This window comes from Actinoplanes palleronii (assembly GCF_016862315.1).
Classification (GTDB): Bacteria; Actinomycetota; Actinomycetes; order Mycobacteriales; family Micromonosporaceae; genus Actinoplanes; species Actinoplanes palleronii.
Genome location: NZ_BOMS01000023.1, coordinates 65585 through 90597, shown reverse-complemented (window position 1 = coordinate 90597; position 25013 = coordinate 65585). Strand labels below are relative to the sequence as shown.

Sequence of the window (25013 nt, the reverse complement as noted above, 5' to 3'; positions counted from 1 at the left end):
TGTGTGGGGACTTTGGGTGCGCTCCGCACCGTAACTTCACACGCTAGGTGGTGCCGGGCGCTGTGTGGGGACTTTGGGTGCGGAGCGGACCGTTACTTCACACGCTCGGTGGTGAGGCGCGGGGGCGGCCGGGGGTGGCGCGGTGTCGCGTCGCCCCCTGGCGGGGACGTGGCTCGTAGCCTACGGACGGGACGCGGTATGCGTACCGAAGGAATGCCTGGAGGGGATCGGCGGTGCCGGCGGCAGCGGGCTAGGTCGCGGTGGCCCGGTGGTGGTCGGCGAGCGAGGAGACGCCGGGCGGCGGCAGGCCCGCGGTCGAGGCCAGCATGTCGCACCAGCCGCGCAGGTGGGCGCCGAAGTCGTCGGAGAGCGGGGTCCAGGACGCGCGGACCTCGAGATCCGCGGTCGGCTGCGGGCCGGCCAGCTCGCCGAAGCGGGTCGAGGCGGTCTGGGTGACCGTGCCGCCGATCGCCGTGTAGGACGCCGCGTGCATGTCCAGCGCGTCGGTGAGCCAGGTCCAGGAGACCGCCGGGAGCAGCGGGTCGGTGGCCAGGTCGGACTCGAGTTCCGCGGTGACCAGGGTGACCAGGCGCAGGTCGCCGCGCCACTGGTCGTGACCGGCCGGGTCGTGCAGCAGGATCAGCCGTCCGCTCGCCACCTCCTCGCCGGAGCGCAGGACGGTGGCGCTGAGCGCGAACGAGTACGGCGCGAGCCGCTGCGGCGCGGCGATCTCCTCCAGCAGGATCTCCGGCCGTGGCGAGTCCGCGCGCAACCCGGCCACCGCGCGGGTGAACACATCGGGAACAGCGGAGGGGGACGCCATGGGGGAAGAGTATGCCGATCTACGCCCGGAGAGCCGTCCGCCGCGCCGCCGGGCGTCTTCACTCACGTGGCACGATGGCGCGGTGACCGTTCTCAACGATTCCCCGTTCGTGCGTGCGTGCCGAGGCCTGACGGTTCCGCACACGCCCGTGTGGTTCATGCGGCAGGCCGGGCGCTCGCTGCCGGAATACCGCAAGATCCGCGAGGGGATCGGCATGCTCGACTCGTGCCGCCGCCCGGACCTGGTCACCGAGATCACGCTGCAGCCGGTCCGCCGGCACCACGTGGACGCGGCGATCCTGTTCAGCGACATCGTGGTGCCGATCGCCGCGGCCGGCATCGACCTGGACATCGTGGCCGGCACCGGCCCGGTGGTGGCCGAACCGTTGCGCACCGCCGCGGATCTGGAGCGGCTGCGCCCGCTCGCCGCCGGCGACGTGGACTTCGTCGCCGAGGCGGTGCGCCTGCTGGTCGCCGAGCTCGGCAGCACCCCGCTGATCGGGTTCGCCGGAGCGCCGTTCACGCTGGCCAGCTACCTGATCGAGGGTGGCCCGTCGCGGACCTACCTGAAGACCAAGGCGATGATGTACGGCGCTCCCGACCTGTGGAACGCGCTGCTCTCCCGCCTCGCCCAGATCACCCTGACCTTCCTGCGGGTGCAGGTGGAGGCCGGGGTGAGCGCGGTGCAGCTGTTCGACTCGTGGGCCGGCGCGCTCTCCGAGGCGGACTACCGGCAGTACGTGATGCCGCACTCGGCAGCGGTGCTGCGCGGGCTGCTCGACGCCGGTGTGCCGCGGATCCACTTCGGGGTGGGCACCGGGGTGCTGCTGGAGGCGATGGGCGAGGCCGGCGCGGACGTGGTCGGTGTCGACTGGCGTACCCCGCTGGACGTGGCCACCAAGCGGATCGGCCCGGACCGGGCGGTGCAGGGCAACCTGGACCCGGCGATCCTGTTCGCCGGCTGGGACGTCGTCGAGCGGGAGGCGCGCCGGGTGGTGGCGCAGGGACAGTCGGCGCCGGGGCACGTGTTCAATCTCGGTCACGGCGTCATGCCGGAGACCGACCCGGAGATCCTCACCCGCCTGGTGGCGCTGGTGCACGAGATCTCCGCTCGCTGAGGACCTTCGGCCCTGTCCGCAGGGCCCGCCGGTCGGGCAGTCTGCCGGCTGGCCGATTTCCGGCCGGCTGTCAGGGGTGTCTCCGCGCCGCGGAGGCACCCCTGACGACCAGCCGGGATCTCACAGCGGTGGACCCCGGTCGCCGGGCACGGGTGCGGCCTGGGAGGGTGGAGACGTGCGGAAGCGGATCGCGGTCATCGGCGGCGGCATCGCCGGCCTGGCGGCCGCCGTGCGCCTGCGGGATCTGACGCCGGCGGACACCGAGATCATCGTGTACGAGCAGAGCGGCGCCCTGGGCGGCAAACTGCGCACCGGCGAGCTGGCCGGCCTGCGGGTCGAGCGCGGCGCCGAGTCGTTCCTGAACGGCGCGCCCGACGGTGGCGCCTCCGCGGCGGTGCTCTTCGCCCACCGGGTCGGCCTCGGTGACGCCCTGGTGCACCCGGCCGCCCAGCCCGCGGCGCTGGCGATCGGCGGCGCGCTGGCCCGGATCCCGGCCGGCACCCTGGTCGGCGTGCCCGGCGACCTGTCCACGCTGGACGGCGTGGCGCTGCCCGACGAGTCCGCCGACCTCGACACCGGCCACCCGCTGCTCGCACCGGGCCAGGACATCGCGGTCGGCGAGCTGGTCCGGTCCCGGTACGGCGCCGAGGTGGTCGAGCGGCTCGTCGACCCGATGCTCGGCGGCGTCTACGCGGGCCGCGCCGACCGGCTCTCGCTGCGCGCCACCATGCCGCAGCTGGCCCGTACCGCGGAGACCGAGCACACCCTGCGCGGCGCGGTCCGGGCCGCTCAGGCGCTGAGCAAGCGGGCACCGGGCCAGCCGGTCTTCGCGGCCGTGGACGGCGGGATGGGCCGCTTGATCGGCGCGGCTGCCACGGCCGCCCGGGCGCGGATCAGTCTCGGCCTGCCGGTGCGGGAGATCATCCGTGCCGGGAACCGCTGGCACCTGGTGCTGGGGCCGGCGCCCGAACCGCAGACCGACGACGTCGACGCGGTGATCCTGGCCGTGCCCGCGCGCCCGGCCGCCCGGCTGCTCGCCGACGCCGCGCCGGAGTCCGCGCAGGCGATCGGCGACCTGGAGTACGCGAGTGTCGCCCTGGCCGGGATGGCCCTGCCACCCGGCACCCCGCTGCCCGAGCTGTCCGGCTTCCTGGTGCCGCCGGGCGAGGGCACCCTGGTCAAGGCGGCCACCTTCTTCACCCGCAAATGGCCGCACCTGACCGGACCCGGGGGCCCGGTGATCGTGCGGGCCTCACTGGGCCGGGCCGGCGAGGAGGAGCGCCTGCAGCACAGCGATCAGGCGCTGCTCGCGATCGCGCACCGGGAGCTCGGCGAGCTGGTCGGCGGGCAGCTGCCACCGGCGGCCGCGTCGTGGATCCAGCGCTGGGGCGGCGGGCTGCCGCAGTACGCGCCGGGGCACCCGGACCGGGTGGCGGCCGCGCGGGCCGCGCTCCCGTCCGGCCTGGCGCTGGCCGGCGCCGCGCTGGACGGTGTGGGCATCCCGGTCTGTGTGGCGAGCGGTGAGCGGGCGGCTGACGACGTGAGCAAGTATCTGGAGGAACTATGAGCGAGCAGAGCAACGCGGCCCGGATCAACGAGCTGAACGCCACCATCCGGTACACGATGTGGTCGGTGTTCCGGGCGTCCAGCCCGCTGCCGGCCCTGCGGGACGGGCTGGCCGGTGAGGTCGACGAGCTGTTCGCGCAGCTGGCGACGAAGGACGTGACGGTCCGCGGCACGTACGACGTGTCCGGGCTGCGCGCCGACGCGGACATCCTGGTGTGGTGGCACGCCGAGAACCCGGATGACCTGCAGGAGGCGTATTCGCTGTTCCGGCGGACCGGGCTGGGCCGGCACCTGACCCCGGTCTGGTCGCAGATGGCGCTGCACCGGCCGGCCGAGTTCAACAAGAGCCACCTGCCGGCGTTCCTGGCCGGTGAGGAGGCGCGGCCGTACATCTGCGTGTACCCGTTCGTCCGCTCCTACGAGTGGTACCTGCTGCCCGACGCCGAGCGCCGCGAGATGCTCGCCGAGCACGGCAAGATGGCCCGCGGGTACCCGGACGTGCGGGCCAACACGGTGGCGTCGTTCGCGCTGGGCGACTACGAGTGGATGCTCGCGTTCGAGGCCGACGAGCTGCACCGGATCGTGGACCTGATGCGCGACCTGCGGGCCTCGGGGGCGCGCCGGCACGTGCGCGAAGAGGTGCCGTTCTACACCGGCCGCCGGCGCTCGGTGACCGAATTGGTCACCGCCCTGCCGTGATTCAGGGACCTGGCTGAGCCGGCTGAGCTGGCTTGGCTCCGCTTCGCTCCGCGGGCGTTTGCCTTTGAGCCGGCGAGTTGAGGCGCGATTTTCCGCCGTCCGGCAAACCCCGCGGCCGTCGAAGAACCGAGCCTCAACTCGCCGACGGCAAACGCCCCATGGGTACGTGGGGGATCCCGTCCTCCACGTACTCGGGGCCGGTCGGCTCGAAGCCGTAGCGGGCGTAGAAGGCGACCAGATACGCCTGGGCGTGCAGGACCACGGGGCCGTCGCCGATGATTTCCAGGGCGCGCTCGATCAGGCGGCCGGCCAGGCCGGCGCCCCGGGCGCTCTTCGCGGTCACCACGCGGCCGATCCGGGCGGTGCCCTCGTCGGCGAGGATCCGCAGATACGCCCGGACCTCCCCGCCGCGGTCGAACCACAGGTGCCGGGTGCCGGGCTCGGCGTCCCGGCCGTCCAGGTCGGGGTAGACGCACTCCTGCTCCACGACGAACACCTCACTGCGCAGACGCAGCAGGTCGTAGAGGGTGCCGGGGGTAAGATCATGGAACGAGGCCACGCGCAGCTCGTCCTGCGGTTGCGGGTGCATCAGTACAGCGTATTGCGGCGCGTCGTCACCCCGCCGCCGGTCCCGCCGTTGTAGTCAAGAGGCTACGGCCTGTGGAGGACCCATGATCAAGCGCAGTAAGTTGTTCGGCACCAAGACCCGGGTGACCTTCAGTCTTCCGGCCGACGAGCCGTCCGGTGTCGTCAGCGTGGTCGGTGATTTCAACGGCTGGCAGCCGGGCACGCACGAGCTCCAGGTGCGCCGCAACGGCACCCGCACGATCAGCGTGCCGCTGGAGCCGGGCGAGTACCAGTTCCGGTACCTGGCGACCGGCGGTGTCTGGTTCGACGATCCCGAAGGCAGTGAACTCCGCCTATAAACGTTTCACCGGACCCGCTCAGGGGATCTGCTGGAGCTGGCAACAGCATCTCTGAGGGAGGCACCGTGGCAGACGTCAAACTGGCGATCGTCTATTACTCGTCGACCGGCACCGTGCACGCGATGGCGCGCCGGCTGCAGGAAGCGGCGGAGAAGGCCGGCGCCGAAGTACGCCTGCGTCAGGTGGCCGAGCTGGCACCGGCCGAGGCGATCGCGTCGAACGCGGCGTGGAGTCAGCACTTCGACGCCACCAAGGCCGAGCCGCGCGCCTCGGCGGACGACGTGGTCTGGGCGGACGCCGTGCTGTTCGGCACACCCACCCGGTACGGCAACGTGACCAGCCAGCTCAAGCAGTTCCTCGACACGCTCGGCCCGCAGTGGGCGCAGGGCCAGCTGGCGAACAAGGCGTACGCCGGGTTCACCGCGTCGATGACCGAGCACGGCGGCCAGGAGTCGACGCTGCTGGCGCTCTACAACACGATCTACCACTTCGGCGGGGTCGTGGTCGCGCCCGGATACACCGACCCGCTGAAGTTCGCCGACGGCAACCCGTACGGCGTCTCGCACGTCACCGGTGGCACCAACGACGCGCCGCTGGGCGACGTGCAGTACGCGGCGCTCGACCACCTGGCGCGCCGCATCGTCACCATCGGCGGGAAGCTGGCCGCCTAGTACGGTTCTCGCATGGCCGTTGACACCCAATATGAAGAGCTGCTCCGGCGGGTGCTGGAGACCGGTACCCCGAAGAGCGATCGGACCGGGACCGGCACCCGCAGCCTCTTCGGCGAGCGCCTGCGCTACGACCTGTCCCAGGGCTTTCCGCTGGTCACCACGAAGCGGGTGCACTTCAAGTCGATCGCGGTGGAGCTGCTCTGGTTCCTGCGTGGCGAGACGAACGTGCAGTGGCTGCGCGATCAGGGCGTGACGATCTGGGACGAGTGGGCGTCGGAGACCGGTGAGCTCGGCCCGGTCTACGGCTCCCAGTGGCGCTCCTGGCCCACGCCCGGCGGTCACGTCGACCAGATCGCCGAGATCCTGGACACGCTCCGGAAGAACCCCGACTCGCGCCGCATGATCGTCTCGGCGTGGAACGTGGGCGAGCTGGACCAGATGGCGTTGATGCCGTGCCACGCGCTGTTCCAGTTCTACGTGGCCGACGGCAAGCTCTCCTGCCAGCTCTACCAGCGCAGTGCCGACCTGTTCCTCGGCGTGCCGTTCAACATCGCCTCGTACGCCCTGCTCACCCGGATGGTCGCCGACCAGGCCGGCCTGCTCCCGGGTGACTTCATCTGGGTCGGCGGCGACTGCCACATCTACGACAACCACGTCGACCAGGTGCGCGAGCAGCTGACCCGGGACGCGTACCCGTTCCCGTCGCTGGAGCTCGCCGCCAAGCCGAGCCTGTTCGACTACGAGTACGCCGACTTCTCGGTGGTGGACTACCAGCACCACCCGGCGATCAAGGCGCCGGTAGCGGTATGAGCGACTGCACCGAGCGGCACCCAGCCGCACCTGAAGACGATGTTGTAGGCGAGGGCCAGGAGAGCATGCCGAACGCAGGCACGGTGTGACGGTGCACATGATCTGGGCGGAGGCCCGGAACCGGGTGATCGGCGCCGGGGGAGAGATCCCCTGGCGGGTCCCCGGCGAGCAGCAGATCTTCAAGGAACGGACGATGGGCGCCACCATCGTGATGGGCCGGTCCACCTGGGAGTCGCTGCCCCGCCGCCCGCTGCCCGGCCGCCGCAACGTGGTGCTCACCCGCGATCGTTCCTGGGCGGCGGAGGGTGCTCAGGTCGTACACGATCCGGATCTGATCGTCGAAGACGATTTCTGGGTGATCGGCGGCGCCGCGGTCTACGCGGCCTTCCTGCCCCGGGCCCGGCATCTGGTCCGGACCACCATCGACCTGGACGTGCCCGGCGACACCTTCGCGCCGCAGCTCGGCCCGGAATGGGCGGTGACCGCGGGCGCCGAGTGGCGGACCGCGACCAACGGTGTCCGATTCATCGTCGAAGATCTCGTCTGTTCCGTTGGGGCACAACACCAGGACACGTGAGATTCACCCCCGGTGACTAGCGTCGTTTGCCGACACATTCGTGCATATCGCTACCTGGGGGCGCTTGATGGTCACTCTGTCCGTCGTGACGCCGATGTTCAACGAGCGTGCGGCGGTGGACCACTTCGTCGCCCGGCTGCGCCCGGTGCTCGACGGCCTTGGCGTCACCTACGAGGTCGTGGCCGTCGACGACGGCAGCTCGGACGGCACCGTGCCACGTCTGCTCGAGCTGCGGGACGGCTGGGACCAGTTGCGGGTGGTGAAGCTGCGCCGCAACGTCGGTCACCAGTCCGCGCTGGGGGCCGGCCTGCGCGCGGCCCGCGGCGCGTACGTCGTCAGCATCGACGCCGATCTGCAGGATCCGCCCGAGGCGATCGGCGAGATGCTGGCCAAGGCCCGCGACGAGGACCTGGACGTGGTCTACGGGGTCCGCAGCGACCGCAGCACCGACACGCCGTTCAAACGGAAGACCGCGGGCGTCTACTACTGGCTGATGCGGCGCCTGGTCGGACCGTGGGTGAGCGGTCAGGCCGGTGACTTCCGGCTGATGAGCCGTCCGGTCGTCGACACCCTCAACGACCTGCCCGAGCAGCAGCCGGTCTACCGCCTGGTGGTGCCGTCGCTGGGGTTCCCGAGCGGCGAGGTCACCTACGTCCGGGCCGAGCGGGTGGCCGGTGAGACCAAGTACCCGCTCGGCAAGATGATCAAATTGAGCCTGGACAGCGTGACCAGCTTCTCGGCGGCGCCGCTGAAGATCGCCACCTGGCTGGGGCTCGTCACGTTCGTGATCTGCCTGGGCCTGGTGGTGAGCGGCCTGGCCGCCTGGGCGTTCGGGGTGGTCGTGCCCGGCTGGACGTCGCTCTACCTGGCGATGCTGCTGCTCGGCGCGGTCCAGCTGATCTGTCTGGGGATGCTGGGCGAGTACGTCGGCCGGATCTACGCCTCGACGCAGAGCCGGCCGCGCTATCTGGTGGCCTTCGACACCGGTGACGCCACCGGTGAGGTCGACGTGCCTCTCGTTACTTCGGGTCGAGCCTGATCGACAGGCTGTTCACGCAGTGCCGGGTGTTCTTCGGGGTGAAGCCCTCGCCCTTGAACACGTGGCCCAGGTGCCCGTCACAGTTCGCGCACCGGATCTCGACGCGCGTCATCCCGTGGCTGCGGTCCTCGATCTCCTTGACCGCACCCGGGATGGCGTCGTCGAAGGACGGCCAGCCGCAGTGGCTGTCGAACTTGGTGTCGCTGGGGTAGAGCTCCGTGCCGCAGCCGCGACACCGGTACATCCCCTCGTCCTTGGTGCTGACGTACTCACCGCTCCAGGCCGGCTCGGTGCCGGCCTGACGGAGCACCCGGAACTCGTCCGGGTCGAGCCGGATCCGCCACTCGTCCTCGGTGGTCGGCAGCGTGGTCTCTTCGGTTGCCATGCCGACAACGGTACGTCGGCTCCCGTCGCACCGCCGGTGCGCCGATGCGCGCCGACCGGCCGTTGAGCCCTATATGGAAGCTGCTGCATCTCCGACGTTCCGGCCGACCTTCCAGCAGGCTCTCGGCCACGGCCTCTACCTCGGCGCGTTGAGCGCCGTGGCGAGTGTCACGACGGGGGTGATCGCCACGATCTTCTGGCCCGGTCCGGACAGCCCGCCGTTGTGGTCGTGGGTGGTGCTCGTGCTGGCGCCGCTGCTGCTCGGCACCGCGGTCGGGATCATGACCGGCCGGCGGACCGGTGTCGAGGTGGTGGCCGGCGGCCTGCGTACGTCGTCGCTGCTCGGCGACGACGAGGCGCCCTGGAGCCGGGTGGTCGACCTGCGGGCCGAGCGCCGTGGTCGCCGCAACGTGGTCTCGGTCTACCTGGACTCCGGGGACAGCGTGCAGCTCCAGGCGCCGTACAGCGGGGGGCTGTTCGCTGCCGACCCGCAGTTCGAGCTCAAGGTGTTCGCTTTGTCCCATTTGTGGCGTAGTCACCGTTTTGGTGGACTTCCGGGCTGATGACGCGCCGGGACAATATTTCGGGTAAAACGGGCAATTCCCGCTAAGCTCCCGTGCGACCATGCAACCGTACCTTTCAGCAACAGAACGGATACTCCTCATGAGCTTTGTTCGTCGGCTGGCCCTGGGGCTGCCCGCGGCCGGCGTCACCGCCTTCGCCGCGCTCGCCATCTCGTCGCCGGCCCTCGCGGCTGACGCTGCCCAGGCGGCGTACCCGGCCGTCATGGTGAGTCCGGACCGGGGGAGCGCCGGGTACGGCGCCGAGCTCCCGGCCACCACCGAGCCCACCGCGACCTCGACCGCGACGGTCGGCCCGCCGGTGACCGCGACCGCCACCACGGCGGCCACGGTCAGCCCGGACGCCACCGGCGGCACCCGCGGAAACTCCGGCTACGGGGGCGAGAGCCCGACCGCGACCCCGAGTTCGGTCCAGCCGACCGGCGACGTGCAGTCGGTGCCGCCGGGCGGCGTCAGCTCGGAGACCGCCCCGGCGCCGTCCGGGTCCGTCACCACCAAGGGCAGCGGCGTCAGCGACGACTCGCTGCCGCTGACCGGTGGGCCGGTCGGTGCGACCATCGGCATCGGCGCCGTTCTGGTCGCCGGTGGTGCGGGCGCGATGTGGTACGCGCGTAAGCGGAAGACCGCCTGACGCACCCTGTGTCCAATTTGTGAGGGTCACCCAAGTTTGTCGGGTGGCCCTCGTGCCCTTTCCGGGGCTGATCGGGTGGCCCACCGGGCAGCCACCCAGCCGGATCCGTCATATCGTCGGGGCATGCCGAAAGCCGCCGCGGAAGAACACCAGATCGCCGGCCACACCGTGCGCCTGAGCAGCCCCGACAAGGTCGTCTTCGCCGAGCGCGGCTTCACCAAGCGCGACGTCTTCGAGTATTACCTCGCGGCCGGCGACGGCATCCTGCGCGCGCTGCGCGACCGGCCCACCACCCTGCAACGCTTCCCGGACGGCCTCGACGGCGAGGCGTTCTTCCAGAAACGCATCCCCGGGCGCGGTGTGCCCGACTGGATCCAGACCGCGCAGATCACGTTCCCCAGCATGCGTACGGCGGACGAGCTCTGCCCGGCCGACCTCGCGCACGTCGCGTGGGCCGCGCAGATGGGCACCGTGGTGTTCCACCCCTGGCCGGTCCGAGGCGCCGCGCCGGACCAGCCCGACGAGCTGCGCATCGACCTCGACCCGCAACCCGGCCTCGGTTTCGGCGACGTGGTCGCGGCCGCCGGCGTGGTCCGCGAGGTGCTCGACGACATGGGCTGGGTCGGGTACCCGAAGACGTCCGGTGGCCGTGGCGTGCACGTCTACGTCCGGATCGCCGCGCAGTGGGACTTCGTGCAGGTGCGCCGGGCCGCGATCGCGCTGGCCCGGGAGGTGGAGCGCCGCCGCCCGGACGCGATCACCACGGCGTGGTGGAAGGAGGAGCGCGGCGACAAGGTGTTCCTCGACTTCAACCAGATGGCGCGGGACCGGACGATCGCGTGCGCGTACTCGTTGCGCGCCAACGCCCGGGCCACCGTGTCCACGCCGGTGACCTGGGAGGAACTGACCCGGGTCGAGCCGGACGACTTCGACCTGCGGACGGTGCCGAAACGGATCGCCGAGATCGGTGACCCGCACGCCGCGATCGACGACGTGGCGCACGACCTCGGTGTGCTGCTGGAGTGGGTGGAGCGGGACGAGAAGGCCGGCTTGGGCGACATGCCCTACCCGCCGGACCACCCGAAGATGCCGGGCGAGCCGAAGCGGGTCCAGCCGTCGAAGGACCGCGACCGGAAAGCGCAGCGGTCCTAAAGAGCCAGCTTCATGCCCTCGTGCGAGGCGGTGAAGCCGAGCCGTTCGTAGAAGCGGTGCGCGTCGGTGCGCCGCTTGTCCGTGGTGAGCTGGACCATCCGGCAGCCCCGCCCGCGGGCCCGCTCGATCGTCCAGCGCATCAGCTCGGCGCCCAGGCCCTGCCCACGCCGGTCCGAGCTGATCCGGACCGCCTCGACCAGCATCCGCAGCGCGCCGCCACGGCTCAGCCCCGGGATGAAGGTGAGCTGGCAGGTCCCGATCACCGCGTCGTCCGCGACCGCGACGATCAGCTCGTTGTTCGGGTCGGCCTCGATCGCCGCGAACGCCGCCCGGACCGCCGGGTCCACCGTGGCCGGCACGTCACCGAACCCGCGCTGGTGGGTGATCGCGTCGTCGGCCAGCAGCGCCAGCACGGCCGGCACGTCGGCCGCGGTGGCGAGCCGGAACGTCACTTCGCCGGGCACCGCAGGCCCTCCTGCGGGACGGTCAGGTCGATCAGATAGTTGTCGACCGCCCTCACGATGCAGGGCGTCGACGGGTACGCGGTGTGTCCCTCGCCCTCCCAGGTCACCACGTGCCCGGTGCCGAGCATCTTCGCCAGGTCCGCGGTGTTCTCGTACGGCGTGGCCGGGTCACCGGTGGTGCCCACCACCACGATCGGCGGCGCGCCGGTCGCCTTGCCGGCCGGGTACGGGTCCCGCTTGCCCGGCCAGTACGCGCACGGCAGCATCCCCATCGCCAGCGGCGCCCCGAACAGCGGGTACTTCTTGCGCCACTCGGACTGCAGGGCGCGCACCTTCGCGACGGTCGGCGCGTCGTCGGTGTCCGCGCAGTTCACCGCGAGGTTCGCGTCGAACAGGTTGGAGTAGCTGCCGGTGGTCTCGCGCTCGGCGTACTGGTCGGCGAGGTCCATGATGCCCTTGGCGTCGCCGCCCTGCAGCTCGTCGATCGCCTGGGCCAGGCTGGTCCAGCCGGTCTTGGTGTAGAGCGACGAGATCAGCCCCACGAAGATCCAGCCGGCGGTGGCCTGCCTGCCGTCCTTGTACGCCACCGGGGAGTTCTCCGCCTTGGCCATCGCGTCGGTCACCGCGCCGCGCGGGTCGGCCGCGATCGGGCAGTCGGCGGCGTTCTGCTTGCACCACGCGGTGAAGTTGGTGAACGCCCGCTCGAAGCCCTTGGCCTGGGTCTCCGAGCCCTGCACGTAGTTCTCCGTCGGGTCGACCGCGCCGTCGAGCACCAGGGCCCGGACGTTCTGCGGGAACAGCTGCGCGTACGTCGCACCGAGCAGCGTGCCGTAGGAGAAGCCCAGGTAGGTCAGCTTGGGGTCGCCGACCGCGGCGCGCAGCGCGTCCATGTCGCGGGCCGCCTGGACTGTGGAGAAATACGGCAGCTGGTCGCCGTACTTCGCGCCGCAACCGTCGGCGATCTTCTTGTTCAGCGCGGTGACCTCGTCGAACTCGGCCTGGCTGACCGGGTCCGGGTCGGCGGCGAAGCTGGCGTCCTGGTCGTCGTTGCTGATGCACTTGAGCGGGCTGGACCGGCTCACCCCGCGCGGGTCGAAGCCGACCAGGTCGAACTTGTCGGTGACCGCCTCGGGCAGGCCGCCGAGCGCCTCGCCGAACGAGAGGTAGACCGCGAGGTCGATGCCCGAGCCGCCCGGGCCGCCCGGGTTGAGCAGCAGCGAGCCGATCCGGTCCTTCTGCGTCGCGGACCGGATCCGGATCATCGCGACGTCGTACGTCTCGCCGGCGACCGGCTTGGACCAGTCCCGGGGCACCGCGACGGTGGCGCAGTCGTAGCTCATCCCGGCGGCGGCCCGGCCGACCAGCTTCTCCGGGACGTCGGTGCAGGGGGACCACTGCGCGGCCGCGCCGGGCGTGGAGCCGGTGGTGGGCACCCCGCCACCGCCGTCGGCCGGCTTGGCCGGGTCGGCGGCGCCCTCGGGCGCGAACGCGGGCAGGGTGCAGCCCCCGGTGGTCATGACCATCGCGGTGAGCAGAGCGATGACCGAACGCGAGCGACGGCGCACGACGCGACCCTTTCGAGTTCCGGGGACCTTTGCCGCCACGAGGCTAGCCGGTCGGTACGACGCCCGCGATCAGCGGCTGGTCAGCACCTCGGCGAGGTCGAAGCGGACCGGGTGCTCCAGCTGCTCGTACGTGCAGGTCCGGGGCTCGCGGTCGGTGCGCCAGCGCTCGAACTGGGCGGTGTGCCGGAAGCGCAGCCCCTCCATGTAGTCGTAGCGCACCTCGACCACCCGCTCCGGGCGCAGCGGGATGAACGACAGGTCCTTGCCGTTGTTCCAGCGGCTCACCTCGTTCTTGCGCGGGGTGCGCTCGCCCTGCTGGTGCGCCGCCCAGTTCCACGGGTGGCCCTCGAACTCGGTGACCAGCGGCTGCAGCTCCTGGAACAGCTCCTCGCGGACGGTCAGCGGGAACGAGCCGATCACCCCGACCGAGACCAGCACCTCGCGCTCGTCGTAGAGGCCGAGCAGCAGCGAGCCGATCCGGTTCTCGGCCGACTTGTGCACCCGGTAGCCGGCCACCACGCAGTCCGCGGTGCGCTTGTGCTTGATCTTGAACATCACCCGCTTGTCCGGCAGGTAGGTGATGTCCCGGGGCTTGGCGATCAGCCCGTCCAGCCCGGCGCCCTCGAACTCCTCGAACCACCGTTGCGCGGTGGTGACGTCATCGGTGGCCGGCGTGACGTACACCGGAGGTTTTGCCTGGGAAAGGGCCTGGACCAGGCGGTCCCGCCGCTGCGCGAAGGGCAGCTCGGTGAGGTCCTCGTCGCCGAGCGCCAGCAGGTCGAAGGCGACGAAACTGGCCGGGGTCTGCTCGGCGAGCAGCGCGACCCGGCTGGCCGCGGGGTGGATCCGCTGCTGCAGCGCCTCGAAGTCGAGGGTGTTGCGCCCGGTGTCGGCCACGATGATCTCGCCGTCGATCACCGCCCGCTCCGGGAAGTTGGCCAGCACCGCCGCGACCACCTCGGGGAAGTACCGCGTCATCGGCTTCTCGTTGCGGCTGCCGATCTCCACCTCGTCGCCGTCCCGGAAGATGATCGACCGGAAGCCGTCCCACTTCGGCTCGTAGATCTGCCCCGGTGGGATCTCCGGGACGGGCTTGGCGAGCATCGGCTTGACCGGCGGATGGATCGGCAGCTGCATCCGCCCAGTCTGCCGCGAAAAAACGTACAAGGAAGCCCTTTACTCTGCCCCTGGGGCAGACTCCACGATCTGACTCATGGGATCGCAGCCCGCGGTGAGCATGTCCATCGGGGAGTTCGGCCGCCTGACCGGGCTCTCGATCAAGGCGCTCCGGCTCTACGACGTCTCCGGCCTGCTGCCGCCCGCCGAGGTCGATGACCTCAGCGGTTATCGCCGCTACACCGCCGGGCAACTCGACCGGGCCCGCCGGATCGGTGTGCTGCGCAGGCTCGGGGCGCCGCTCGCGGTGATCGGCGAGATGCTCGCGCTGCCCGACGCCGAGGCGGTGACCCGTCTGGACCGCTGGTGGGCGGGGGAGGACGCGGCCACGGCGGCCCGCCGCTCCGGTTACCTCTGGTTGCGGACCGCGCTCGCTCACGGCGACGAGCCAGAAAAGCCCTATTCCGTACGCGTGGAGCGGCGCCCGGAGCGCAAGGTCGCCACCATCCGCACGGTCGTCGATCAGCAGGCCCTGGTGCCGGCGATCGGCGCCGCGCAGTGGGCGATCCGGGCGCACCTCGACGAGCAGGGCGCCACGCACGGCCCGGAGCACTGGGTGATCTACCACGGCGTGGTCACCCCGGACACCGCGGCGACCGTCGAGGTCTGCGTGCCGTGTTCCGGGGTGGTCGAGCCGATCCGGGACATCACGCTGCGCCGCGAGCCGGAGCATCTCGTGGCGCTCGCCACGGTGCTGCGCGACGGGCGACGAACTGCTGCTCTGGGACATCTTCGGGCAGGGCATCCCGTACGCGAGCCTGCCCTGGGCCGACCTGCCCGCCGGTCTGCCGGACGACCTCGGGCACCTGGACGAGATCGCCGAGTTGCTGGTCGCCGCGGACGCCGGTGACCCGGCCGCCGAGGACAAGCTGGCCCTCCGGTATGCGGAGGACGCCCGCCTGCACCCCGGCGAGTCCGTCGTCTGCGTCTCGCCGCGGGGCCTGCGGTATGCCGTGCAGCTCTAGCGGACCAGGAGTCCCACGAGCCGGTCCAGCTCGGCGCCCGGGTCGACGGCCAGGCCCATGTGGACCGGGCTCGCCCGCAGGATCGTGCTGCGCGGGGCGACCAGCCAGCGGAAACGCTCGCCCAGTTTCATCCCGGCCGACGCGCCGCCGCCGAGGCAGGTCGCCTCCCAGGAGTCCAGCGACCCCTGGACGGCGGGCACGTCGGCGGCCGGGTCCAGGGCGAGCAGCCGGGTCTCGTCGAGGTGGGTGCGGGCGGCCAGGAAGTCGTGGCGGTGGCAGTAGAGCAGCACCCCGACGTTGATCAGCTCGCCGCGTTCGATCCGGGGGACGGCCTGGATGACGGCGTACTCGTAGGGAACCCTCACGGCAGCCACGCCTCCGGCTTCGCGGCCCGGCGGGTGAGGTGGTCGAGATAGGCGTTGCGGTCCCCGTCGTCCAGCCAGTCCTCCGGCACCAGCGCGACCACCTCGGCGAGCAGCTCCGGGGTGAGCCGGGCGGCCAGCGCCGGACCCTCGGCGGCGAGCGCGGTGGCGTAGGGCTTCAGCACGTGATCGTCCCAGCGGTACGCGCGGTGCACGACCTTCTCGGCCCGGGCCCAGTCGTGGTGGAAGTAGAGCGTGGCGCCGTGGTCGATCAGCCACAGGCCGCCGTGCCAGATCAGCAGGTTCGGGTTGCGCCAGCTGCGGTCCACGTTCTCCACGAACGCGTCGAAGGCCAGCACCCGGCTGGCCAGCCCGGCCTCGACCGGGTGCGCGTTCGGGTCGTAGCCCAGCGCACCGGGCAGGAAGTCCATTCCCAGGTTGCCGCCGGCGCTCGCCTTGATCAGCTCCTGGACCTCTTCGTCCGGCTCGGCGCGGGCCACCACCGGGTCGAGTTCGACCCGGGCCAGCTCCGGCATCGGGAGCCCGAGCCGCCGCGCGAGCTCCCCGGAGATCACCTCGGCGACGAGCGCTTTCGGGCCCTGGCCGGCGCCGCGGAACTTCACCACGTACGTACCGAAATCGTCGGCCTCGACCACGCCGGGCAGCGACCCGCCCTCGCGCAGTGGGGTGACATAACGAATGGCGGTGACCTGACGCAGCACGCCCCGAGCCTAGGCCAGCGGATGCCGGGGTCCCGCCCCGGCATCCGCCGTGCGCATCACGTGGTGGGCGGGCCCTGGCGGCGCAGTTCGTCGACCTTCGTCATCGCCGTGCGCAGCTCGGACAGCCAGTCCTCGGTGTGCTGGCCGACCAGCCGGACGCACCAGGCCAGCGCGTCCGAGCGGGACCGGGCCACCCCCGCGTCCACCAGGGTGTCCAGCACCTGCCGCTCGGGCTGGCGCAGCCGGGTCATCACCGGTGCGGCCAGGTGCGTGTAGAGCTCCGCGGTGTCCCCGCAGCGGGCACCCCAGGCGACCTTGCGCTGATAGCGGTGCTCGACCTGCCGGGCGACCCGGATCCGGTCGTCGCGGGTGTTCTCCCGGAACTGGGTGATCCGCCCGCCGTGCGCGGCGGCCCGGTCCGCCTCGGTGGACTCGGCGGCCAGGTCCGGCTCGGGCAGCCGGCCCCAGATGATGATCTCGTCGCGGTCCACGACGACCTCGGGCGGCTCGATGAACCACCCGTCCGGCACCGCCCCGGTGATCCAGGCGGCAGCGTCGTCAGCGGGCGGCGGTTCGGTGCGTGCCCCGGGCGGGGCGGGTCGGAAACGCATGACGACCTCCTCGGTCTTGCAGTGATTACATGCTTACACCGCAATCGCGTAAGTGGCCAGTGGTCGACATCTCCACGATCTTCCGGCTAAGGTGCTGTTTGAGCGGTCGCTCAAACGGGGGGTGACCGCTCCCGAACATTGGCGTCCGCGAGAGGAAATCGGTGAGCGACACCAAGCAGCGCCTGCTCGACGGCGCCCTGGCCGCCGTCCGCGAACACGGCGTGACCGGCACCTCGGCCCGGACCATCGCGGCCGCCGCCGGAGTGAACCAGGCGCTGGTCTTCTACCACTTCGGCTCGGTCGACGAGCTGCTCGGCGCGGCCTGCCGGCAGGCCACCGAGCAGCGGGTGGCGCTCTACGCCGGCCGGTTCGCCGCGGTCACCTCGCTGCGCGACCTGCTCCAGGTGGGCCGCGACCTGCACACCGCCGAGCTGGCCGAGGGCAACGTCTCGGTGCTCGCGCAGACCCTCGCCGCGGCACAGAACAACGAGCGGCTGGCCGAGCCGATCCGGGCGACGTTCCAGCTCTGGACCGGCGAGATCGAGGCGGTGCTGCGCCGGGTGCTGGCCGGCTCGCCGATCGCCGAGGTCGCCGACCTGCCCGGCCTGGCCCAGGCGATCTCCTCGGCGTTCGTCGGCCTGGAGCTGTTCGAGGGCATCGACCCGGTCGGCGGGCAGCGCGCGCTGGACGCCATCGACCAGCTCGCGGTGCTGGTCGAGGTGCTCGACGAGCTGGGCCCGCTGGCCACCCGGGTGCTGCGCTCGAGAATCAAGAAAGTCGGCAAGAAGTAGAAAAGCGGCAAGAAGGAGAAACTCAGAGCACGAACGCGTCCGTCCACAGCTGCCGCGACCGCCCGGACAGCGCCTCCATCAGCCCGACCGCCTGCCCGTCGGTCAGCCCGGCCACGAAGTCGATCACCGCGCGCCCGCGTGCCCGGCTCAGCCGTTGTGGCGTGCCGTCCGGCAGCTCCGCCTCGGCCAGCTCGACCAGGTCCCGCAGCCGCCGCGGCAGCCGGTCCTCCTCGTCCGGGTCGCCGAGCCAGCTCAGCAGCGCCTCGACCAGCGACGACAGCAGCCGGCCCTGACCGCGCTGGTGCAGGGCCAGGTCCGGCCGGGCCAGCACGAACCGGTTCTGCACGAACTTGAGGACCTGCACCTCGTGCCACTGGGCCACGGCCAGCTGCGCGTGCCCGCTGCGGATCGCCGCCTGCTCGGTCAGCCCCACCGAGTCGACGAGCCGCCGGGTCCAGGTCGCCGAGAACGCCGCGACCCGCGCCTCGGCGGCCACCGACCCGTCGAACGGCTGGGCCAGCAACCCGTCCACCAGCTCGGCCCGGACCAGCTCGACCGCGTCGGCGAACGCGCTGTCGTCGGCGATCCAGTCCTCCTTGCGGTGCAGGCTCAGGCGCAGCGACTCGATCGCCCCGCCGGCCCGCTTCAGGTCGGTGGTGGGGCCCCAGCGCTGCCAGGCGAGCAGCTCGGCGGCGACCGCGCCCTGCTGGAGCACGCCGACCCGGTGCACGTCCTCGAGGTCGTGGATGGCGTACGCGATGTCGTCAGCGGTGTCCATCACCGAGGCCTCGACGGTCTGCTGCCAGTCGGCGACCCGGCCGGCGAACGGCGCCCGGGCTGCCCGTACGTCGGCGACCTCGGTGGAGTACGCCCCGAACTTCGCCGAGCCGCCCTCCTCGTCGTCGGCGTGCGCGGCCGCCCCGCGTGGCGGCGGGTCCATGAACCGGGGGTGCGGCTCCGGGTGCCCGTGCCGGGTCCACGGGTACTTCAGGATCGCGGCGCGGGTGGCGTTCGTCAGGTTCAGCCCGATGGTGGCCTGCCCGCGGATCTCGGTGCTGGTCACGATCCGGTACGACTGGGCGTTGCCCTCGAAGCCGTCCGCCAGGCCGAGCCGCTGCCGGGCCAGCCGGTCCAGCACCCGCTCGCCGAGGTGGCCGAACGGCGGGTGGCCGAGGTCGTGGGCGAGCGCCGCGGCCTCGACCACGTCCGGGTCGCAGCCGCCCAGCTTCTCGCTCAGATCCGGCTCACGGGCCTGGATCCGCTCGGCGATGGCCCGGGCCACCTGGGCGACCTTGAGGCTGTGGGTGAGCCGGTTGTGCACCAGCAGTCCGGCCCCGCCGGGGCTGATCACCTGGGTGACCCCGGCGAGGCGGGCGAAGAAGGGTGAACTGACGATCCGGTCCCGGTCCACCCGGAACGGGCTGAACGCTAGGTCACCTGGTGCGACGGTGCTGTCGCCGAAGAGCCGTCGGGCCCGTGGATCGTCCATCCACCGGAGGTTACCGGGACTGCAGAGCGTCCAGCGCGACGGCCATGGCGATGACCAGGCGACGGTCCAGGTTCGGGTCCAGGATGGTGACGTTGTAGGTGTCCCGCAGGCCCCACTTGCGCTCCACCGAGAACACCGTGTTGCCGTTGACCTGGAAGTCGAAGTGGTACGGCAGCCAGGACAGGTAGTCCACGAACCGGCGCAGCAGGGCCACGAACAGGTTCCGCTCCTGGCCGACGGCCTCGTAGTAGCCGGGCTGCTCGAGCACCCAGGTGGAGCGGAGCAGCGAGGCGCCGAACTTCTTGCGGAACAGGCCGATCGGGTTGCCGATCGCGTCGAAGATGTCGTAGGTCGCGCCCAGGTCGATCACCTGACGGGCCTTGAAGCCCAGGACCGGCACCTGCTTGGTGTCGTCGGTGTAGAGCGTGACCTGCTCTTTGAACGCCAGCCGCTTCTGCTGGGCGAAGGCGAGGACACCGGCCTCCTGGCCGTCCGGCGTGACACCGTGTACCTCGTACTGGTTGACCATCAAACGGATGCGCTGGCGCACGATGAGCTGTTGCTGCGCCTGAAGGATATCGATCGTCACGGCGGCAGTGTGTCATACGCGTCACTTGCTGAGTGCCAGCTCAGGGAGGCGGTGGGCGAGAAGAGCCGGATCGGGTCAGACTGGGGGGCATGGCGAAGCGTGTTCGTACCCGTACGGTGATGGCTCTGGCTCTCGGGGCCGCGGCGGTCTGGGCCGCTCGCGACCTGCCCGCGCAGATCGGCGCGAGAGCGCGCGGCGCACGCCGCGCCCGGATGGAGTCCTCACCGCAGTTCTCCGGCGGAAAGTTCCGCAATACCGTGCCGGCCACCGAGGTGGCCGCTGCCTCCATGCCGCGGCTGTTCATCTCCGCGGTCACCGACACCGAGTCCCGCAAGCCGCACCTGCCGGTCCCGGTGGTCAACCCCGGCCCGGCCTCGGCCGACGGCCTGCACGTCACCTGGTACGGCCACTCGTCCGCCCTGGTCGAGATCGAGGGCCGCCGGGTGCTGCTCGACCCGGTCTGGAGCGACCGCTGCTCCCCGTCCCGGCTGGCCGGCCCGCGCCGGCTGCACGAGCCGCCGGTCCCGCTGCGCGAGCTGCCCCCGCTGGACGCGATCGTGATCTCCCACGACCACTACGACCACCTCGACATGGTCAGCATCCAGAACCTGGTCGACCTGCAGGCCGCGCCGTTCCTGGTGCCGCTCGGCGTCGGCGCCCACCTGGAGCGCTGGGGCGTCCCGGAGTCCCGGATCGTCGAGCTGGACTGGAACGAGTCCCACACGATCGGCACGCTCGAGCTGATCGCGACCCCGGCCCGGCACTTCTCCGGCCGCGGCTTCAACCGCGACGAGACCCTCTGGGCCAGCTGGGTGATCAAGGGCCCGACCCGCCGGGCGTTCTACTCCGGCGACACCGGCTATTTCCCCGGCTTCGCCGAGATCGGCGCCCAGCACGGCCCGTTCGACGTGACGTTGGTGCAGGTCGGGGCGTATGGCGACGCCTGGCCCGACATCCACATGTTCCCGGAGGACGGCGTCTCGGTCCACCTCGACGTCCGCGGCGGGCTGATGATCCCGGTGCACTGGGCGACGTTCAACCTGGCCCTGCACGACTGGCCGGAGCCCGCCGACCGCACCTGGCGCGAGGCGAAGGCCCGCGACGTGCGCCTGGCGATCCCGCGCCCGGGCGAGCGCGTCGACGTCGACAACCCGCCCCCGGTCGACGGCTGGTGGCAGCAGATCGCGTGATCGTCCCCGGCGACGCACGCACGAAGATCAAATTCAAGATCAAGATGTCGTGCGTCCGCCGGGGTACAGACCGCCGCTCCCGCCGGGACCCCTCCGGGCTCGGCTGGCCGCTACGCGTCCAGAACGCCAAGCCCTCCGGGGCGACGTCCGCGTCTGGTCCCGGTCACCCCAACCCCGCGCGTGAAGTTCCGGACCAAAAGTCCCCACACTCGGAGTCCCCCCGGGTTGCGTGTGAAGTTCGGGCGCGCTCCGCACCGAAAGTCCCCACGCTCGGAGTCCCCCCGGGTTGCGTGTGAAGTTTGGGTGCGGTGCGCGCCGAAAGTCCCCACGCTCGGGGTCACCCCGGGTTGCGTGGGGAGTTTGGGTGCGGTGCGCGCCGTAACTTCACACGCTTGGGTGGGGGCTTTGCGGGGTGAAGGTGTCGGGCAGGGGGAGGTGGAAGCGGGCGCAGAGCAGCGGCACGTCGTGGTGGTCGGCCGCGCGGGGCGGGTACCCGGTGTGCCAGCGCACCGACCAGGCCGCCGCCTCGCAGCGGACCGGGCGCCCCGCGATCTCGCCCCGGCCGGCCAGCGCCTCCGCCGGGAACGTGTGCCCGCCCAGCACCGAGCCGTAGTGGATCTGACCGTCCGCCCGTACCTCGTAGAGGTGCAGGTCGACGCGGAGCCGTCCGCCGTCGTGCAGGACGAAGTTCCACGGCCGGTCGCCCGGCCACGGGAACACCCGGTCGACGCCGAGCCCGGTGAACCCCTGGAACGCCGCGCCCAGTTCCGCGGCCGGCAGCCACAGATCCAGGTCGGAGTGCTCCCGGGTCTGCTCGCCGAGCAACGCGTCCACCGCCCAGCCCCCGCTGAGGCACACCGTCACCCCGCGCGCCTCCAGCGCGTCGAGCACTGTCACGACGTCCGCAGCCGTACTGATGTGTTGGTCCACCGGGCCAGCTAACCCGATCAGCGGGCCAGGTCGTAGGCGGCGACGGTCAGGCTGATCAGGGCGACGAGCGCGCCGACGGCTAATCGGAGCGTGTGTGCCCAGGCGATGCGGCGGTTGCGGCGTGCCGAGCGCCGGGCGTCGCGGACGTCCCGCCAGGCCGCCTGGGCGCGGCCGACGCGGTAGGCGATCACCGGGACGGCCCCGGCGGCCAGCAGGGTGCCGACGATCTGCGGTGTCATGGCGGTTCCCCTCGGTTGGGTGAGCCGCCAGTCTGTACGTCACCGACCGGCGCAATCCAGGGGATACTCGGGTGAATAGGGCGGACAACCCGCCGCCCCGGCACGGACCGTGACGAACTTTTCTGTCGTATTCCGGTCAGCTCGCCGGGACGCACACCTCGACCGCACCGGGCACGACCGACACCGAGAACTTCTTCGTCCGGTTCCGGGCGCCGCCGTCCAGCTCGTACTCCAGCTTCGAGCCGAGCTTGACGTCGACCTTCCGGGCCCTGGTCATCCGGACGAACGGTGAGCTGTCCGACCGGCCCACCGCCATCGTGCCCAGCGCCCGCGCCCACTGCAGCGCGCCCTGCGCGGTCGTCACCCCGACGTCGAGCCAGCCGTCGTCCGGCGACGCGTCGTCGAACGCCTGGATCCCGCCGGTGATCGTCCCGACGTTGCCGATCAGCACGCAGGTCGCGTCGTCGTCGAACCAGGTCGTGCCGTCCACCTTGATCTTCGTGCGCGGTGCCTCGCCCTCGACGTGCCGGATGCCGGTCCAGACGTAGGCGAGCTTGCCCAGCCGGTCCTTCAGCGCGCCGTCCGCGTCTTTGATCATCGCGCCGTCGAAGCCGACCCCGGCCATCACCGCGAAGTGCTCGTCGTTCACCAGGCCCAGGTCGAGCCGGCGCCGCGAGCCCTCGAACGCGATCTCCACGGCCTTCTCCAGATCGGTGGGGATGCCCAGGTTGCCGGCGAGCAGGTTGCCGGTGCCGGCCGGCATGATCGCGACGGGGACCTTCGCGCCGTCGGTGGCCACCACGTCCAGGGCGCGCTGCACCATCCCGTCACCGCCCCAGACCACGAGCAGGTCCGGCTTCTCGGCGAGCGCCTTGCGTATCTTGGCGGGTGCCTTGCGGCTCTTCGGCACCTCGTACCAGATCAGGTTTTTGATCTCGCGGTCGGTGAGCCGGCGGCGGAGCTCGTCGAGTCCACCGCCGAGGGTCTTTCCTTGGTGGGCAACGACGGCGATCGTGCGGGGGGTTCGCATATCGCCGCCGTTACCCGGACCGGCGCGCTTCCAACCACTGGTCGCCCAGCGGCCGGGATCAATTGACGGTTTCCCGCATCCGTTGCTCGGCGACCGCGCTGCGGACCACCATGAGCCGCAGTTCCAGCTCGTCGGAGACCAGCGCGGCCAGGTGTTCCAGGGCCTTGAGCTGGCGAGCCGAGGCCTCCCGGGGCCGGCTGTCGATCACGTTGACCGTGCCCAGGCGGTACCCGTCGTGGGTGCGGATCGGCGCCGCGGCGTAGAAGCGCAGCCCCAGCTCGCCCCGGACCAGCGGATGCTCCAGCGTGCGCGGGTCGACCGCGGCGTTGTTGATCACGTAGACGTCGTCCTGGGCGATCACCGACGCGCACAGGCCGGGTTCCTTGCCGAGCTGGCGTACCCCGGTCAGGCCCTGGCAGGCGGCCAGCCAGACCCGATCCTGCTCGACCAGCGACACCGTCGCGATCGGAGTGTCGAAGATGGCGCCGGCCACGAACGCGATCCGGTCGTACGCATCCTCGACCGGTTGGTCCACCAGCCGGTAGCGGCGCACCGCCGCGAGCCGGGCCTGCTCCTGCGGGTCCACATTGTCCAGGTATTCATAGGCCTGCGATTCCACTGTCATGGATGCGAGCCTATGCCGGTCCGGGGTGGTCGGCGTCACACAACCGGTCAGTCAGCCGCACCTTGGTTATCGCCCGGCCGGTCACCTCGACCACCTCCGCGGTGAGGCTGGGCAGCGTCACCACCTCGCCGGGCGCGGTCGGGATGTGCCCGAGCGAGGCCAGCACCATCCCGGCGATCGTGGTGTAGTCGCCGTGCCCCTCCAGCCCGAGCGCGTGCAGCGGGTGCGAGCCCGGCACCAGCAGGGCGCCGTCCGGTTCCCGGACCGCCGCGGCCGCGTCCCGGTCGGTCTCGTCGTAGATCTCCCCGACGATCTCCTCGACCAGGTCCTCCATGGTCACGATGCCGTCCACCGAACCCCGCTCGTCGACGACCAGGGCCAGCTGCCGGCGTTCGGCCCGGAGCTGGCGCAGCGCGTCCGACACCCGCAGCGTGTCCGGCAGGTAGACACACTGCCGGGCCAGCTCGTCCAGCGGCGCGTCGGTGCCGATCAGGTCGCGCAGGTGCACCACGCCGGTCGCGTCGTCCAGCCCGGCCGGCCCGGTCACCGGCGCCCGGGAGTGCCCGCCGTCGATCAGCAGCCGCAGCGCCACGGCCGCCGGCGTGCCGCTGGGCAGGGTGAGCACGTCCCGGCGGGGGACCATGATCTCCCGGAGGCTCCGGTCGGCGATCTCGAAGGCGCCGGAGATGATGCTCCGCTGCTCGGCGGAGAAGTCCTGCTGTGCGGCGACCAGCTCGCGGATCTCCTCGGTGGTGACCTCCTCGCGCTGCGCGTCCGGGTCGCCACCGGCCAGCCGGACCACCCCGTCGGTGGCCTTGCCGAGCAGCCACACCAGCGGCCGGGACGCGGTGGAGAGCAGGTCGATCGGCCGGGCCACGGCCAGCGACCAGCTCTCGGCGCGCTGCATCGCGATCCGTTTCGGCGCCAGCTCGCCGAGGACCAGCGTGACGAACGCCAGCGCCACGGTGACCAGCATGACCGCGACCGGCCGGGCGGCCGGGCCGAGGAAGCCGAGCGGCTCGATCAGCGGCGCGGAGAGCGCCACCGCGGCGGTCGCCGAGGCCAGGAACCCGGCCAGGGTGATGCCGATCTGGATGGTGCCGAGGAACCGGTTCGGGTCACGGGCGAGCCGGGCCAGCACCCGGCCGCGGCGGGTCTGCCGCTCCAGCCGCTGCACCTGGCTGTCCCGCAGCGAGACCAGGGCCATCTCGCTGCCCGAGAACACGGCGTTGATCAGCACCAGAATCAGGACGAGAAGGATTTCACCGCCCGTACCATCCACCCGGACA

31 protein-coding genes are annotated in these 25013 nt (G+C 71.6%); 15 read left to right on the top strand and 16 right to left on the bottom strand.

The features are described from left to right. Window positions 1–250: 250 nt before the first annotated feature. Complete coding sequence (locus Apa02nite_RS08770) at window positions 251–823, bottom strand: DUF3000 domain-containing protein (RefSeq protein ID WP_203824603.1); 573 nt, start codon at window positions 821–823, stop codon at window positions 251–253. Between Apa02nite_RS08770 and hemE the strand changes: the two genes are divergently transcribed. The 3 genes from hemE to hemQ all read left to right on the top strand — a co-directional run bounded on the left by hemE (window position 822) and on the right by hemQ (window position 4205). Beyond that, on the top strand, window positions 822–1940 hold the full coding sequence (hemE, locus tag Apa02nite_RS08765) for a uroporphyrinogen decarboxylase (protein ID WP_083971230.1): 1119 nt from the start codon (window positions 822–824) through the stop codon (window positions 1938–1940). The genes Apa02nite_RS08770 and hemE overlap by 2 nt on opposite strands. A gap of 175 nt (window positions 1941–2115) precedes the next feature. Next, entirely contained in the window at window positions 2116–3507 is a 1392-nt protein-coding gene (gene hemG / locus Apa02nite_RS08760; RefSeq protein WP_203824602.1) for a protoporphyrinogen oxidase, read from the top strand. Continuing rightward, on the top strand, window positions 3504–4205 hold the full coding sequence (gene hemQ, locus Apa02nite_RS08755; RefSeq protein WP_203824601.1) for a hydrogen peroxide-dependent heme synthase: 702 nt from the start codon (window positions 3504–3506) through the stop codon (window positions 4203–4205). The genes hemG and hemQ overlap by 4 nt, the downstream gene beginning before the upstream one ends. A gap of 133 nt (window positions 4206–4338) precedes the next feature. On the opposite strand, the gene Apa02nite_RS08750 is transcribed toward hemQ, so the two are convergent. Continuing rightward, entirely contained in the window at window positions 4339–4794 is a 456-nt protein-coding gene (locus tag Apa02nite_RS08750; RefSeq protein WP_203824600.1) for a GNAT family N-acetyltransferase, read from the bottom strand. An 82-nt stretch (window positions 4795–4876) separates the two neighbouring features. Here Apa02nite_RS08750 and Apa02nite_RS08745 point away from each other — a divergent pair, with 82 nt between their 5' ends. From Apa02nite_RS08745 to Apa02nite_RS08725, 5 genes are all read left to right on the top strand, one after another. Next, entirely contained in the window at window positions 4877–5131 is a 255-nt protein-coding gene (locus tag Apa02nite_RS08745) for an isoamylase early set domain-containing protein (RefSeq protein ID WP_203824599.1), read from the top strand. A gap of 65 nt (window positions 5132–5196) precedes the next feature. After that, window positions 5197–5802: an NAD(P)H:quinone oxidoreductase gene (wrbA, locus tag Apa02nite_RS08740; RefSeq protein WP_203824598.1), complete on the top strand. Its 606-nt coding sequence runs from the start codon at window positions 5197–5199 to the stop codon at window positions 5800–5802. A gap of 12 nt (window positions 5803–5814) precedes the next feature. After that, the gene (locus Apa02nite_RS08735) at window positions 5815–6612 is read left to right on the top strand and encodes a thymidylate synthase (protein WP_067689561.1); all 798 of its coding nucleotides are present in this window, start codon (window positions 5815–5817) and stop codon (window positions 6610–6612) included. Between the two features lie 97 nt (window positions 6613–6709). Continuing rightward, entirely contained in the window at window positions 6710–7189 is a 480-nt protein-coding gene (locus Apa02nite_RS08730) for a dihydrofolate reductase (protein ID WP_203824621.1), read from the top strand. 67 nt (window positions 7190–7256) lie between these two features. Continuing rightward, a complete protein-coding gene (locus tag Apa02nite_RS08725; protein ID WP_203824597.1) occupies window positions 7257–8228 on the top strand; it encodes a glycosyltransferase family 2 protein in 972 nt (323 codons plus the stop codon). Here the strand turns inward: Apa02nite_RS08725 and msrB are convergent. Further along, complete coding sequence (msrB, locus tag Apa02nite_RS08720) at window positions 8209–8613, bottom strand: peptide-methionine (R)-S-oxide reductase MsrB (protein WP_203824596.1); 405 nt, start codon at window positions 8611–8613, stop codon at window positions 8209–8211. The two genes, Apa02nite_RS08725 and msrB, sit on opposite strands and share 20 nt — an antisense overlap. Before the next feature lie 73 nt (window positions 8614–8686). On the opposite strand from msrB, the gene Apa02nite_RS08715 reads away from it, so the two are divergent. The 3 genes from Apa02nite_RS08715 (at window position 8687) to ligD (ending at window position 10976) form a co-directional block, all read left to right on the top strand. Beyond that, the gene (locus tag Apa02nite_RS08715) at window positions 8687–9175 is read left to right on the top strand and encodes a hypothetical protein (RefSeq protein WP_067689570.1); all 489 of its coding nucleotides are present in this window, start codon (window positions 8687–8689) and stop codon (window positions 9173–9175) included. A 100-nt stretch (window positions 9176–9275) separates the two neighbouring features. Next, a complete protein-coding gene (locus Apa02nite_RS08710; RefSeq protein ID WP_203824595.1) occupies window positions 9276–9824 on the top strand; it encodes a hypothetical protein in 549 nt (182 codons plus the stop codon). 123 nt (window positions 9825–9947) lie between these two features. Then, complete coding sequence (gene ligD, locus Apa02nite_RS08705; RefSeq protein ID WP_203824594.1) at window positions 9948–10976, top strand: non-homologous end-joining DNA ligase; 1029 nt, start codon at window positions 9948–9950, stop codon at window positions 10974–10976. Here ligD and Apa02nite_RS08700 read toward each other — a convergent pair. The 3 genes from Apa02nite_RS08700 to Apa02nite_RS08690 all read right to left on the bottom strand — a co-directional run bounded on the left by Apa02nite_RS08700 (window position 10973) and on the right by Apa02nite_RS08690 (window position 14142). After that, on the bottom strand, window positions 10973–11440 hold the full coding sequence (locus Apa02nite_RS08700) for a GNAT family N-acetyltransferase (RefSeq protein WP_239164200.1): 468 nt from the start codon (window positions 11438–11440) through the stop codon (window positions 10973–10975). The two genes, ligD and Apa02nite_RS08700, sit on opposite strands and share 4 nt — an antisense overlap. After that, complete coding sequence (locus Apa02nite_RS08695; RefSeq protein ID WP_203824620.1) at window positions 11425–12963, bottom strand: alpha/beta hydrolase; 1539 nt, start codon at window positions 12961–12963, stop codon at window positions 11425–11427. Before Apa02nite_RS08695 ends, Apa02nite_RS08700 begins: the two co-directional genes overlap by 16 nt. A gap of 111 nt (window positions 12964–13074) precedes the next feature. Then, complete coding sequence (locus Apa02nite_RS08690) at window positions 13075–14142, bottom strand: ATP-dependent DNA ligase (protein WP_203824593.1); 1068 nt, start codon at window positions 14140–14142, stop codon at window positions 13075–13077. A gap of 76 nt (window positions 14143–14218) precedes the next feature. Between Apa02nite_RS08690 and Apa02nite_RS08685 the strand changes: the two genes are divergently transcribed. Further along, a complete protein-coding gene (locus Apa02nite_RS08685; RefSeq protein ID WP_239164199.1) occupies window positions 14219–15031 on the top strand; it encodes a MerR family transcriptional regulator in 813 nt (270 codons plus the stop codon). After that, on the top strand, window positions 15006–15146 hold the full coding sequence (locus Apa02nite_RS08680; protein WP_203824592.1) for a hypothetical protein: 141 nt from the start codon (window positions 15006–15008) through the stop codon (window positions 15144–15146). Before Apa02nite_RS08685 ends, Apa02nite_RS08680 begins: the two co-directional genes overlap by 26 nt. Here the strand turns inward: Apa02nite_RS08680 and Apa02nite_RS08675 are convergent. Genes Apa02nite_RS08675 through abmR form a run of 3 tightly spaced genes read right to left on the bottom strand, consistent with a single transcriptional unit; the run spans window position 15143 to window position 16841 of the window. Beyond that, a complete protein-coding gene (locus tag Apa02nite_RS08675; protein WP_083971241.1) occupies window positions 15143–15511 on the bottom strand; it encodes a DUF3037 domain-containing protein in 369 nt (122 codons plus the stop codon). The genes Apa02nite_RS08680 and Apa02nite_RS08675 overlap by 4 nt on opposite strands. Then, window positions 15508–16230 carry a HipA family kinase gene (locus Apa02nite_RS08670; protein WP_067689590.1) on the bottom strand — a complete coding sequence of 241 codons (723 nt, stop codon included), beginning with the start codon at window positions 16228–16230 and terminating at the stop codon, window positions 15508–15510. The genes Apa02nite_RS08675 and Apa02nite_RS08670 overlap by 4 nt, the downstream gene beginning before the upstream one ends. A gap of 56 nt (window positions 16231–16286) precedes the next feature. After that, window positions 16287–16841: an ATP-binding transcription factor AbmR gene (gene abmR / locus Apa02nite_RS08665; RefSeq protein WP_067689593.1), complete on the bottom strand. Its 555-nt coding sequence runs from the start codon at window positions 16839–16841 to the stop codon at window positions 16287–16289. A 161-nt stretch (window positions 16842–17002) separates the two neighbouring features. Between abmR and Apa02nite_RS08660 the strand changes: the two genes are divergently transcribed. After that, on the top strand, window positions 17003–17632 hold the full coding sequence (locus Apa02nite_RS08660) for a TetR/AcrR family transcriptional regulator (RefSeq protein WP_203824591.1): 630 nt from the start codon (window positions 17003–17005) through the stop codon (window positions 17630–17632). Between the two features lie 22 nt (window positions 17633–17654). On the opposite strand, the gene Apa02nite_RS08655 is transcribed toward Apa02nite_RS08660, so the two are convergent. Together Apa02nite_RS08655 and Apa02nite_RS08650 are read right to left on the bottom strand one after the other, a co-directional pair. Further along, window positions 17655–19121 (bottom strand): deoxyguanosinetriphosphate triphosphohydrolase family protein, encoded by a 1467-nt coding sequence (locus Apa02nite_RS08655; RefSeq protein WP_203824590.1) that lies wholly within the window; start codon window positions 19119–19121, stop codon window positions 17655–17657. Between the two features lie 10 nt (window positions 19122–19131). Further along, window positions 19132–19650: an LURP-one-related family protein gene (locus tag Apa02nite_RS08650; protein WP_373872874.1), complete on the bottom strand. Its 519-nt coding sequence runs from the start codon at window positions 19648–19650 to the stop codon at window positions 19132–19134. A gap of 149 nt (window positions 19651–19799) precedes the next feature. On the opposite strand from Apa02nite_RS08650, the gene Apa02nite_RS08645 reads away from it, so the two are divergent. After that, window positions 19800–20900: an MBL fold metallo-hydrolase gene (locus Apa02nite_RS08645; RefSeq protein ID WP_203824588.1), complete on the top strand. Its 1101-nt coding sequence runs from the start codon at window positions 19800–19802 to the stop codon at window positions 20898–20900. A 384-nt stretch (window positions 20901–21284) separates the two neighbouring features. On the opposite strand, the gene Apa02nite_RS08640 is transcribed toward Apa02nite_RS08645, so the two are convergent. The 5 genes from Apa02nite_RS08640 to Apa02nite_RS08620 all read right to left on the bottom strand — a co-directional run bounded on the left by Apa02nite_RS08640 (window position 21285) and on the right by Apa02nite_RS08620 (window position 25006). After that, the gene (locus tag Apa02nite_RS08640; RefSeq protein WP_239164198.1) at window positions 21285–21830 is read right to left on the bottom strand and encodes a nucleotidyltransferase domain-containing protein; all 546 of its coding nucleotides are present in this window, start codon (window positions 21828–21830) and stop codon (window positions 21285–21287) included. Window positions 21831–21847: 17 nt separating this feature from the next. Next, the gene (locus tag Apa02nite_RS08635; protein ID WP_203824623.1) at window positions 21848–22069 is read right to left on the bottom strand and encodes a hypothetical protein; all 222 of its coding nucleotides are present in this window, start codon (window positions 22067–22069) and stop codon (window positions 21848–21850) included. 136 nt (window positions 22070–22205) lie between these two features. Beyond that, a complete protein-coding gene (locus Apa02nite_RS08630) occupies window positions 22206–23099 on the bottom strand; it encodes a diacylglycerol/lipid kinase family protein (RefSeq protein WP_067689607.1) in 894 nt (297 codons plus the stop codon). Between the two features lie 58 nt (window positions 23100–23157). Beyond that, window positions 23158–23724, bottom strand: coding sequence for a GAF domain-containing protein (locus tag Apa02nite_RS08625; RefSeq protein WP_067689610.1), 567 nt, complete (start codon window positions 23722–23724; stop codon window positions 23158–23160). 10 nt (window positions 23725–23734) lie between these two features. Further along, complete coding sequence (locus Apa02nite_RS08620; protein ID WP_203824587.1) at window positions 23735–25006, bottom strand: hemolysin family protein; 1272 nt, start codon at window positions 25004–25006, stop codon at window positions 23735–23737. Window positions 25007–25013: the final 7 nt, after the last annotated feature.

What these genes read in the sequence shown, in the direction of transcription:
- Apa02nite_RS08650 (WP_373872874.1), bottom strand. Translation starts at nt 19,650, where the DNA reads ATGGTCAACCAGTACGAGGTACACGGTGTCACGCCGGACGGCCAGGAG.
- Apa02nite_RS08645 (WP_203824588.1), top strand. Translation starts at nt 19,800, where the DNA reads ATGGCGAAGCGTGTTCGTACCCGTACGGTGATGGCTCTGGCTCTCGGG.
- abmR (WP_067689593.1), bottom strand. Translation starts at nt 16,841, where the DNA reads ATGCGTTTCCGACCCGCCCCGCCCGGGGCACGCACCGAACCGCCGCCC.
- Apa02nite_RS08695 (WP_203824620.1), bottom strand. Translation starts at nt 12,963, where the DNA reads ATGGTCATGACCACCGGGGGCTGCACCCTGCCCGCGTTCGCGCCCGAG.
- Apa02nite_RS08715 (WP_067689570.1), top strand. Translation starts at nt 8,687, where the DNA reads ATGGAAGCTGCTGCATCTCCGACGTTCCGGCCGACCTTCCAGCAGGCT.
- Apa02nite_RS08725 (WP_203824597.1), top strand. Translation starts at nt 7,257, where the DNA reads ATGGTCACTCTGTCCGTCGTGACGCCGATGTTCAACGAGCGTGCGGCG.
- Apa02nite_RS08770 (WP_203824603.1), bottom strand. Translation starts at nt 823, where the DNA reads ATGGCGTCCCCCTCCGCTGTTCCCGATGTGTTCACCCGCGCGGTGGCC.
- Apa02nite_RS08635 (WP_203824623.1), bottom strand. Translation starts at nt 22,069, where the DNA reads ATGACACCGCAGATCGTCGGCACCCTGCTGGCCGCCGGGGCCGTCCCG.
- msrB (WP_203824596.1), bottom strand. Translation starts at nt 8,613, where the DNA reads ATGGCAACCGAAGAGACCACGCTGCCGACCACCGAGGACGAGTGGCGG.
- hemQ (WP_203824601.1), top strand. Translation starts at nt 3,504, where the DNA reads ATGAGCGAGCAGAGCAACGCGGCCCGGATCAACGAGCTGAACGCCACC.
- Apa02nite_RS08655 (WP_203824590.1), bottom strand. Translation starts at nt 19,121, where the DNA reads ATGGACGATCCACGGGCCCGACGGCTCTTCGGCGACAGCACCGTCGCA.
- Apa02nite_RS08625 (WP_067689610.1), bottom strand. Translation starts at nt 23,724, where the DNA reads ATGACAGTGGAATCGCAGGCCTATGAATACCTGGACAATGTGGACCCG.
- Apa02nite_RS08730 (WP_203824621.1), top strand. Translation starts at nt 6,710, where the DNA reads ATGATCTGGGCGGAGGCCCGGAACCGGGTGATCGGCGCCGGGGGAGAG.
- Apa02nite_RS08690 (WP_203824593.1), bottom strand. Translation starts at nt 14,142, where the DNA reads ATGCAGCTGCCGATCCATCCGCCGGTCAAGCCGATGCTCGCCAAGCCC.
- Apa02nite_RS08685 (WP_239164199.1), top strand. Translation starts at nt 14,219, where the DNA reads ATGGGATCGCAGCCCGCGGTGAGCATGTCCATCGGGGAGTTCGGCCGC.
- Apa02nite_RS08750 (WP_203824600.1), bottom strand. Translation starts at nt 4,794, where the DNA reads ATGCACCCGCAACCGCAGGACGAGCTGCGCGTGGCCTCGTTCCATGAT.
- Apa02nite_RS08630 (WP_067689607.1), bottom strand. Translation starts at nt 23,099, where the DNA reads ATGCGAACCCCCCGCACGATCGCCGTCGTTGCCCACCAAGGAAAGACC.
- Apa02nite_RS08710 (WP_203824595.1), top strand. Translation starts at nt 9,276, where the DNA reads ATGAGCTTTGTTCGTCGGCTGGCCCTGGGGCTGCCCGCGGCCGGCGTC.
- Apa02nite_RS08735 (WP_067689561.1), top strand. Translation starts at nt 5,815, where the DNA reads ATGGCCGTTGACACCCAATATGAAGAGCTGCTCCGGCGGGTGCTGGAG.
- ligD (WP_203824594.1), top strand. Translation starts at nt 9,948, where the DNA reads ATGCCGAAAGCCGCCGCGGAAGAACACCAGATCGCCGGCCACACCGTG.
- hemE (WP_083971230.1), top strand. Translation starts at nt 822, where the DNA reads ATGGGGGAAGAGTATGCCGATCTACGCCCGGAGAGCCGTCCGCCGCGC.
- Apa02nite_RS08745 (WP_203824599.1), top strand. Translation starts at nt 4,877, where the DNA reads ATGATCAAGCGCAGTAAGTTGTTCGGCACCAAGACCCGGGTGACCTTC.